The sequence below is a fragment of the Pseudomonas sp. TWI929 genome (assembly GCF_039673335.1).
GTDB lineage: Bacteria > Pseudomonadota > Gammaproteobacteria > Pseudomonadales > Pseudomonadaceae > Aquipseudomonas.
In genome coordinates this window covers 1-8,413 of sequence record NZ_JBDJLK010000142.1, presented here as the reverse complement: position 1 = coordinate 8,413, position 8,413 = coordinate 1, and the positions used below count along the sequence as shown (strand labels likewise).

General features: G+C 63.3%; 6 protein-coding genes. 5 read left to right on the top strand and 1 reads right to left on the bottom strand.

Annotation, left to right across the window (positions count from 1 at the left end):
- Nucleotides 1-195 precede the first annotated feature (195 nt).
- From ABE456_RS27725 to ABE456_RS27705, 5 genes are all read left to right on the top strand, one after another.
- Entirely contained in the window at nt 196-435 is a 240-nt protein-coding gene (locus ABE456_RS27725) for a DUF3203 family protein (RefSeq protein WP_346646776.1), read from the top strand.
- Between the two features lie 121 nt (nt 436-556).
- Nucleotides 557-1,957: a cytochrome c oxidase accessory protein CcoG gene (gene ccoG / locus ABE456_RS27720; RefSeq protein ID WP_346646775.1), complete on the top strand. Its 1,401-nt coding sequence runs from the start codon at nt 557-559 to the stop codon at nt 1,955-1,957.
- Nucleotides 1,958-2,007: 50 nt separating this feature from the next.
- Nucleotides 2,008-3,417, top strand: coding sequence for a GntR family transcriptional regulator MpaR (mapR, locus tag ABE456_RS27715; RefSeq protein WP_346646774.1), 1,410 nt, complete (start codon nt 2,008-2,010; stop codon nt 3,415-3,417).
- A 57-nt stretch (nt 3,418-3,474) separates the two neighbouring features.
- On the top strand, nt 3,475-5,130 hold the full coding sequence (locus ABE456_RS27710; RefSeq protein ID WP_346646773.1) for an ATP-binding protein: 1,656 nt from the start codon (nt 3,475-3,477) through the stop codon (nt 5,128-5,130).
- Between the two features lie 63 nt (nt 5,131-5,193).
- Nucleotides 5,194-7,260 (top strand): PAS domain-containing protein, encoded by a 2,067-nt coding sequence (locus ABE456_RS27705; protein ID WP_346646772.1) that lies wholly within the window; start codon nt 5,194-5,196, stop codon nt 7,258-7,260.
- A gap of 9 nt (nt 7,261-7,269) precedes the next feature.
- On the opposite strand, the gene ABE456_RS27700 is transcribed toward ABE456_RS27705, so the two are convergent.
- Nucleotides 7,270-8,016 carry an SDR family oxidoreductase gene (locus ABE456_RS27700; protein ID WP_346646771.1) on the bottom strand — a complete coding sequence of 249 codons (747 nt, stop codon included), beginning with the start codon at nt 8,014-8,016 and terminating at the stop codon, nt 7,270-7,272.
- Nucleotides 8,017-8,413 lie beyond the last annotated feature (397 nt).

The window sequence follows — 8,413 nt, the reverse complement described above, 5'->3', positions numbered from 1 at the left end:
CCGGGGGCTTTCCCCTTGGGGTGTTTGTGTGGCCCGGGCCCCCCCCTCTGCGGGTCCCCCCCCGCTACGCGCCCGGGCCTGCCATCTACAAAAATGGACCTGTGAATACAGAACAAAGTGCCGCTCAGCCTGCGGATGCAGCAACCCGCCCGTCACCGTGGTCCACCCTGTAACCACCCCCAGGAGGACCACCCCATGCCCGTTGAAATCGACGAAGCCACCCGCCGCTGCACCCTGATCGGCGAGGACCTGCGCCTTGAAGGCGAAGGCCCGGCCATCGAAATCATCACCGACGAACAGCTGCGCATGTCGGTGGCCCTGCTCGCCGGCCAACGCGTGCCCATCACCGAAGCCGAGGCCGATGCGCTGACCGTGGCGGGTGCGGTGGATAGCCGCAAGCATCTGAAGGCCAGCGTGCCAGGCTCGGTAATCTGAGGCCTGGAGGGGCTAAGCGGAAAATCTGATATGGTTTTTATCGCAAAATCTGAGCCTGTGCTGATAACAGCCTCAGGGCCATAGTGCTCATGCCTGATCGAGGCCTGATGAGCACCGAGCCATGAACGATAGAATCCATTTCACAGAGATCGCCGCCCCAGCCAGCACTCAACCGCGACGCGCAGACAGTGGCATCCACACCCGCAGCTTTACCGGGCTGTACCGTAACTTGCGCATCGGCTTCGCCGGCGCGCTGTTCGTGCTGTTTTTCGGCACAGCCTGGCTGAACTGGAACGGCCGCCAGGCTGTGCTGTGGGACTTGGGCAACAGTAAATTCCACATCTTTGGCGCCACCTTCTGGCCACAGGATTTCATCCTGCTGTCGGCATTGCTGATCATCTGCGCCTTCGGCCTGTTCGCCATTACCGTGTATGCCGGCCGCGTGTGGTGCGGCTACAGCTGCCCGCAGAGCACCTGGACCTGGCTGTTCATGTGGTGCGAAAAAGTTACCGAGGGTGACCGCAACCAGCGCATCAAACTGGCCGCCGCGCCCTGGAGCCTGAACAAGCTGGCCCGCCGCACGCTCAAGCACAGCCTGTGGCTGGTCATTGGCGTGCTCACCGGGCTGACCTTCGTTGGCTACTTCACCCCCATCCGCCCGCTGGCCGCAGAGCTGTTCACCTTGCAACTGGGCGGAGTGGCACTGTTCTGGGTGCTGTTCTTCACCGCCGCCACCTACATCAATGCCGGCCTGCTGCGCGAGGCGGTGTGCCTGCACATGTGCCCCTATGCGCGCTTCCAGAGCGTGATGTTCGACAAGGACACCCTGGCGGTCGCCTATGACCCACGTCGCGGTGAAACCCGTGGCCCGCGCAAGAAAGGTAGCGACGCCCGCACCCAGGGCCTGGGCGACTGCATCGACTGCACCCTGTGCGTGCAGGTATGCCCTACCGGTATCGATATTCGTGAAGGCTTGCAAATGGCCTGCATCGGCTGCGCGGCCTGCATCGACGCCTGCGACGGGGTAATGGACAAGATGGGTTACGCCCGTGGGCTGATCGGCTACAAGTCCGAACACAGCCTGCAGGGCGGTACTACCCACTGGCTGCGACCACGCCTGCTGGGTTACGCCATTGCGCTGGTGGTAATGATCGCGGCGCTGGTGGTGGCCTTGCAGTTGCGCCCGATGGTGTCGCTGGATGTGATCAAGGACCGTGGCCTGTTCCGTGAAAATGCCCAGGGCCAGATCGAGAACATCTACCTGCTCAAGGTCATCAACAAGACCGAACACACCCAGCACTATGAGCTGCGCCTGCTGGATGCCGACGGCTTCACCTTGCAGGGCAACACCACATTGGTGATCCCTGCTGGCGAAATGAGCGAACTGCCGGTGTCGGTGGCGATGCTCGCCGATCGCCCGGCCAGCAGCTCGCAAACACTGAGCTTCGAGATCAGCGATCGCGACGACCACGCCATCCGCAGCGTGGCCCATAGCCGCTTCGTCGCGCCGATGAACCGCTGATCCCTTACACTGACTCCACCTTGCCTGCCAGGCTTCGACAGAAGGCCAGAATGAAACGCTACGAACGCTTCGCCGACGACATTGCCGAACTGATCCGCTCCGGGGTGCTTGGCCCCGGCCAGCGCGTGCCTTCGGTGCGCTATGCCAGCCAGACTCACGGGGTCAGCCCGTCCACCGTGTTCCAGGCCTACTACCTGCTGGAGCGGCGCGGGCTGATCCGCGCCCGGCCACGTTCGGGCTACTTCGTCAACGCCCACGCCCCACGCCAGTTCAGCGAGCCGCAGGCGTTGCAGCCAGTCAGCGAGTCCACCGATGTCGACGTCAGCGCGCTGGTGTTTTCGATCCTCGATTCGATCAAGGACCCCAACACCATAGCGTTCGGCTCGGCCTTCCCCAGCCCCGAGCTGTTCCCGCTTCAACGCCTGTCGCGCTCGCTGGCCAGCGCCAGCCGCAGCATGGACCCGCGCATGGTGGTGACCGACCTGTCGCCCGGCAACCCCCAGCTGCGCCGGCAGATTGCCCTACGTTACATGGTCGGCGGGCTGATGCTGCCGATGGAAGAGCTGCTGATCACCAACGGCGCGCTGGAAGCCCTGAACCTGTGCCTGCAGGCAGTCACCCAGCCCGGCGACCTGGTGGCCATCGAGGCACCTGCGTTCTATGCCTGCCTGCAAGTATTGGAGCGGCTCAAGCTCAAGGCCGTGGAAATCCCCGTGCACCCGCGCGAGGGCATGGACCTTGGGGTACTGGCGCAAACCCTGGAAAAGCACCCGGTAAAAGCCGTGTGGTGCATGACCAACTTCCAGAACCCGGTGGGCGCGAGCATGCCAGAGGCGAAAAAGCAGGCCCTGGTGGAACTGCTGGCGCGTCATCAGGTGCCGTTGATCGAGGATGATGTCTACGCCGAGCTTTACTACGCGCAACAGGCGCCCAAGCCGGCCAAGGCCTTCGACACCCAAGGCCTGGTGATGCATTGCGGCTCGTTCGCCAAAAGCCTGGCACCGGGCTACCGCATCGGCTGGGTGGCGGCCGGGCGCTTTGCGCAGAAGATCGAACGGCTCAAGCTGATGACCTCGCTGTGTGCCTCGATGCCGGCCCAGGCGGCCATCGCCGACTACCTGCAGCACGGCGGCTACGACCGCCACTTGCGCAAACTGCGCTACGCGCTGGAAGGCCAGCAGGCCAACATGCTGGCGGCCATCGCACGCCATTTCCCGGCGCAGACGCGGGTCAGCCAGCCCTCCGGCGGTTACTTCCTGTGGCTGGAACTGCCCGAGCAGATGGACGCCCTAAAGCTGTTCCACATGGCATTGGCCCAAGGCATCAGCATCGCCCCCGGGCCGATCTTTTCGCCCACTCGGCGCTTCGGCAACTGCATCCGCCTGAATTACGGCAGCCCTTGGCATGACGGTGCCGAGCGGGCCATGGAAACCCTCGGGCGTATCATCCGCTCGTTCTGATGGCTGATGGCCCGGTGGGCGACTATAGTTGCTCGATCCGCTTACCGGGCCCTCGCCATGCAGCCAGATCCGCTTCCCTCCGTTGCACTGCTGCAAGCACGTGTCGCTGAGCTGGAAGCACGCCTGGCCGAGCGTGAAGACAGCGCGCAGGCGCATATCAAACTGCTGGGCGAGCTGCTCGACAACAGCCTGGCCAACGTGTTCGCCGCCGACCGCAAGATGCGCCTGGTGGCCATCAACCGCATGGCCCGCGAAACCTTCGAGCGGTACCGTGGGTTCGTTCCGCAGATTGGCGATTACGTGCCGCAGTTCCTCGTCAACCAGCCCGATATCATGAGCCGCCTGGCCCCGGTGTGGCCGCGAGTACTGGCCGGTGATGCGTTCATCGACACCATCACCCTCGGGCCAGCTGACGCACCACGCCATTACGAGATCCGCTACCACCCGCTGCGCGATGCGCAGCAGCGGATCCAGGGCGGGTACATGTTCGCCTATGACATTACCGAACGCATGGCCGAGCTGGAACGCCTGCAGCAAGCCGAAGAGGCACTGCGCCAGTCGCAAAAAATGGAAGCGGTCGGCCAATTGACCGGTGGTATCGCTCATGATTTCAACAACCTGCTGGGCAGCCTGCTTGGCGCGCTGGAATTGGCTGAACAACGCCTGGGCCAACAACGCATTGCCGACAGCGCCCGGCTACTTGAGCTGAGCCGCAACAATGCGCTGCGTGCCACCGCACTGGTGCAGCGCCTGCTGGCTTTCTCGCGCCAGCAGACACTGGTGCCGCAACCTGTCGATGTGCAATACCTGGTGGCCGGCATGCACGACCTGATCAGCAGTTCGACCGGCCCGCATATCAACTTCCACAACCAGACGCTGGCTGGGCAATGGCCAATCCGCATTGATCCGCAGCAACTGGAAAGTGCCCTGCTCAACCTGTGCATCAATGCCCGTGACGCCATGCCCCTGGGCGGTACGCTCAGCATCGCGGGTGAAAACACTGAGCTGACCGAGGCCGAGGCCAAACACCTGGATCTGCCCAGGGGCCGGTATTTGCACATTCGTGTCGCCGATACCGGTACAGGCATGTCCAACGCGGTGCGCCAGCGTGCCCTTGAACCGTTCTTCACTACCAAGCCACTAGGCCAAGGTACCGGCCTGGGGTTGTCCATGGTTTATGGTTTTGTACGGCAGTCTGGGGGGCAGCTGCAGATCGACAGCGTGGCCGGTCAAGGCACTTGCATTCACCTGTACTTTCCCCAGGACGAAAACCTTGGCGCCAGCAGCCAGCCTGTGCCAGCCACAGTTCCCGCCGAACCTTCTACGCCCTGCATGCAACGGATCATGCTGGTGGAGGACCAACCTGCCCTGCGCCTGGTGATGGTCGAAGTGCTAATGGAACTGGGCTACCAAGTGCAGGCGTTCGAAAGGGGCCGCCCGGCACTTGAAGCACTGCACGAAGGCCCACCACCCGACTTGCTGATCAGCGATGTCGGCTTGCCTGGGGGTATCGATGGCTACCAACTGGCAGAGGCGTTTCAAGGCCTGGTGGCGAATGCCCCGGTGTTGCTGATTACCGGCTATGACTCTGCCGACACCCCGGCCAATAGCCGGCCCGACAGGCGCACCGAGGTGCTGCCCAAACCGTTCGACCTGCACAGCCTGGGCCAGCGGGTAGAGCGCTTGCTGGGCATTGCCCCATCCCCAGGCTGAGCGGCTATCCGCCTGCAGGTGAACACGTTAAAGTCTTGGCCTCCTCTTTTGTCGGACGTCGGCATGCCATCCCGCGACCTGCTCTCATTGCGTCAACAAGTCGAAGCCCTGCAGCGGCACAATGCGCTATTGGAGGCACAGCTCGCCAGCCTGCAAGACCACGACCAGAACTTCTACCGTTCGTTGTTCGACACCATGGACGAAGGCTTCTGCATCATCGAGTTCTTCGACGGCCCGCACGGCCCGCTCAGTGACTATGTGCATGTACTGGCCAACGCAGCCTATGCCAAACACGCCGGCATCCCCAACGTAGTCGGGCAGAAACTGCGGGAAATGGTGCCAGACGAAGCGGATGATTGGGTGGCCCGCTATGGCGCGGTACTGCGCACGGGCGAGCCTCTGCATTTCGAGCAGGAACTGGTCGCCACCGGCCACGTGCTGTCCGTGACCACCTTCCGCGTGGAGCCTGCCGAGAAGCGCCAGGTGGCAGTGTTGTTCAAGGACGTTACCGAACGCCGGCGGGCAGAGCAGGCCCTGCAGCGCCTGAATGAACAACTCGAACAACGGGTGAGTGCCGCACTGGCAGAGCGCAGGCTGTTTGCCGAGCTGGTCGATCACAGCGTGGTCAACGTACACGTGGTCGGCAAGGACATGCGCTGGCTGGCGGTCAATCGCCAGGCCAAGCACGACTTCCAGCTGCTGTACGGGAAAACGCCGGAAGTTGGCGATTACCTGCCGGGGCTGTTCGATGATGGCAGTGCTGACCAGACGCCAATCCTGCCCATGTGGCAACGCGCCCTGGCGGGCGAGCAGTTCATTGAAATCGGCGCCTTTGGCCAAGCGCCTGCGCGGCGCCACTACGAACTGCGCTTCAATGCCTTGCGTGACCATGAAGGCGAAATACAGGGTGCCTTTCTGTTCGCCTACGACATCAGCGAACGGGTGCAAGAGCAGGAGCGCCTGGCCAAGGCCGAGGAAGCGCTGCGCCAGGCCCAGAAAATGGAGGCCGTGGGCCAGCTCAGTGGCGGCATCGCCCATGACTTCAACAACCTGCTGGGCGGCATCCTGGGCGCGCAGGAGCTGATGCGCCAGCGCCTCGACCAGTCGCGTTTCGACGCCCTGGAACCGTTGCTGGAACTGTCCAGCGGTTCGGCGCAACGGGCCTCTTCGCTGGTGCACCGGCTGTTGGCCTTCTCCCGCCAGCAGACCCTGCAACCCTGCTCAACCCAAGTGGCCACGCTGGTGGCCGGCATGGAAGAGCTGCTGCGTCGCACCATCGGCCCGGCCATCACCCTGACCAGCCAGTTCGCCAACCAGCTTTGGCCAACTTTCATCGACCCGCCACAACTGGAAAGCGCCCTGCTCAACGTGTGCATCAATGCCCGTGATGCCATGCCCGAGGGCGGCTTAATCGACATCATCGGCGACAACCTGCTGCTTGATGACGAACAGGCCCTGGCGCTGGAACTGCCTGCCGGCGAGTACGTACGCCTGAGCATCATCGACAACGGCCGAGGCATGTCGGCGGAGATAGCAGAGCGCGCGGTAGACCCGTTCTTCACCACCAAGCCCATGGGCCAGGGCACTGGCCTGGGGCTGTCGATGACCTATGGCTTCGTGCGGCAGTCGGGAGGGCAATTACGCGTGCTGTCGGTGCTCGGCGAAGGTACACGCATTGAACTGCTGCTTCCCCGCCACCATGAGCAACCCGAAGCCCCTGCCCCCAAGCCCCGGCGCACATTGCTGGAAAACAGCTGCACGGCTGCGCAGCGTATCTTGCTGATCGAGGATCAGACGGCCCTTCGCCTGGTGGTCTGCGAAGTGCTGGAAGAGCTGGGCTACCTGGTCGATGCTTTTGAAAACGGCCCTACCGCCCTCGCCCATCTGCAAAGCGGCGAGCGGCCAGACTTGCTGCTTAGCGATATCGGCCTGCCCGGCGGCCTGAATGGCCGCCAGGTGGCTGAACGTTGCCGCGAGCGCTACCCGGACCTCAAGGTGCTGTTCATCACCGGTTATGACGAAAGTGCGGCGCTCAGTGATGGCCAGTTGCTGCAAGGTACGCTGGTACTGACCAAGCCATTCGAGCTTGGCGTACTGGCCGAGAAGGTACGTGCGTTGCTGGAGGATTGACGGGCGCGATCAGCGCCCGCCGCCCAGGTCGACGAAGCTACCGGTGGAATAGGACGCTTTGTCCGAGAGCAACCAGAGGATGGCCTCGGCCACTTCCTCGGGGCGCCCACCTCGGCCCATGGGCAAACCGGGTTCGAGCTTGCTGACCCGGTCGGGGTCACCGGACAACGCATGGAAACCGGTGTGGATATAACCTGGGCGCACGCCATTAACCCGTACGCCCTCGCCGGCTACTTCCTTGGCCAGGCCGATGGTGAAGGTATCGAGCGCGCCCTTGGAGGCGGCGTAGTCGACATATTCGTTGGGCGACCCCAGACGCGCGGCCACCGACGATACGTTGACGATGGCCCCGCCCTGCCCGCCATGCCGGCGTGCCATGCGCAGCAGTGCGTGCTTGGCGCAGAGCATGGGGCCGACAACGTTGGTCTTCATGACCTTGAGCAGGCGGAACTCGGACATGTCTTCGACGCGGCTCTGCTGGCCGATGGTGCCGGCATTGTTGACCAGTGCGGTGACCGGGCCGAGTTCTTCGTCGACGCGCTGGAACAGCTGGATGATCTCATCCTCGACGCTGGCGTCGGCGCGCACGGCGATGGCTTCGGCGCCGAGGGCGCGGACCTGGCTGAGGATGTTTTCGGCGGCCTGGTCGTCGGCGTGGTAGTTGATGCAGATGCGGTAGCCCTGGCGGGCGGCCAGCAGCGCCGTAGCGGCGCCGATGCCGCGGCTGCCGCCGGTGATGACGATGACTTTCTCCATGAATTTGCCAATCGTTTGGGGATGGGAGTATCGACAATAGGGGAAAAGGTTGTGCATGGGAATGACCAAGGTCAGCGCAGCCACCGGATCTGTTGCTCTTGCTCTTGGGATGTGGGCCTTCACATCGCACAGACATTCATTCGCGCAGGTGGCGCAGAGTCACCTTTCCGCCCTTACGGCGGGTCACTTTTTGTCAAACGCGACAAAAAGTAACCAAAAAACGCTGGCTCCCGTCATCCGGCCCCTGCGCTTCGCTCCGGGGTCCCCTCGCTACGGGCTTGCTCCCGGGAGTACGCGCTGCAGGCCCCATCCATGGGGCCTCAGCGCTTGACGGGCATCCATGCCCGTCACCTCCCTCCGCAAGCCCTTCGCTCGGCCTCCTGAAGTCGCAATCTGC

What these genes read in the sequence shown, in the direction of transcription:
- mapR (WP_346646774.1), top strand. Translation starts at nt 2,008, where the DNA reads ATGAAACGCTACGAACGCTTCGCCGACGACATTGCCGAACTGATCCGC.
- ABE456_RS27710 (WP_346646773.1), top strand. Translation starts at nt 3,475, where the DNA reads ATGCAGCCAGATCCGCTTCCCTCCGTTGCACTGCTGCAAGCACGTGTC.
- ABE456_RS27725 (WP_346646776.1), top strand. Translation starts at nt 196, where the DNA reads ATGCCCGTTGAAATCGACGAAGCCACCCGCCGCTGCACCCTGATCGGC.
- ABE456_RS27705 (WP_346646772.1), top strand. Translation starts at nt 5,194, where the DNA reads ATGCCATCCCGCGACCTGCTCTCATTGCGTCAACAAGTCGAAGCCCTG.
- ccoG (WP_346646775.1), top strand. Translation starts at nt 557, where the DNA reads ATGAACGATAGAATCCATTTCACAGAGATCGCCGCCCCAGCCAGCACT.
- ABE456_RS27700 (WP_346646771.1), bottom strand. Translation starts at nt 8,016, where the DNA reads ATGGAGAAAGTCATCGTCATCACCGGCGGCAGCCGCGGCATCGGCGCC.